Genomic DNA, 677 nt, shown 5'->3' with positions numbered 1-677 from the left:
GCATCGTCGCGCGCACCCTGGAGCACCGCGGCGGGGAAATCCACGACTACCCCTTCAGCACGACGCTCGCCTGCGACAGCGGTGGCCCGACGGCCAGCCCGACGGCGACGCCGACCGCCGACCCGACGGGGACCCCGACCGTCACGCCAAGCCCGACCGGGACCGACCTACCAATCACCGGATCGTCCAGCGGCTCAATGCTCCTCACCGGCAGCCTGGCCGTGCTGACCGGCACCGCCCTCCTGCTCACAATCGGTTTCACGCACCGGCGACGGCGCAACGCCGAAAGCTGAGCGCAGCGGCACCACTGCCGCTACTGCTACCGCTACCTGGACGATGGCCCTCCGCGCGCGGAGGATCGCGGCGGGCCTCGTCCAGGCAGGCGGCGTACGCACCAGCCGCCAGGGCAGGGTGGTCAGGCAGGTGCTCGGCAACCTCCTGGACAACGCGCTACGGCACCCACCCGTGCGCCTCAGGCACGGCCGCGGAGCATGAGATTCCAGTAGAGGGCCGGCAGGCCGTAGCGCTTGAGATACCACATGTCGGTGCGTTCGTGAGTGGTGTCGAGGAACGGAATGCTGGGTGTGGGATGCATGGTGTAGTCGAACTCGGCGAGCAGCATCTTGTTGCGGGCCGTGGTCAGCGGGCAGGATGCGTACCCGTCATATGTCGCCGGC

Annotated in this window: 2 pseudogenes; one reads left to right on the top strand and one right to left on the bottom strand. The window is 69.3% G+C overall.

From position 1 onward, the window contains the following. Window positions 1–293 (top strand): annotated as a pseudogene (locus H0524_RS15490) (hypothetical protein); the annotation flags it as partial. A gap of 179 nt (window positions 294–472) precedes the next feature. Here H0524_RS15490 and H0524_RS15485 read toward each other — a convergent pair. Next, window positions 473–677, bottom strand: a pseudogene (locus tag H0524_RS15485) (pyridine nucleotide-disulfide oxidoreductase); the annotation flags it as partial.

The organism is Salinispora sp. H7-4 (genome assembly GCF_013416675.1).
In the GTDB taxonomy this organism is placed as follows: Bacteria; Actinomycetota; Actinomycetes; order Mycobacteriales; family Micromonosporaceae; genus Micromonospora; species Micromonospora vitiensis.
This window is presented reverse-complemented; position numbering and strand designations above follow the sequence as displayed.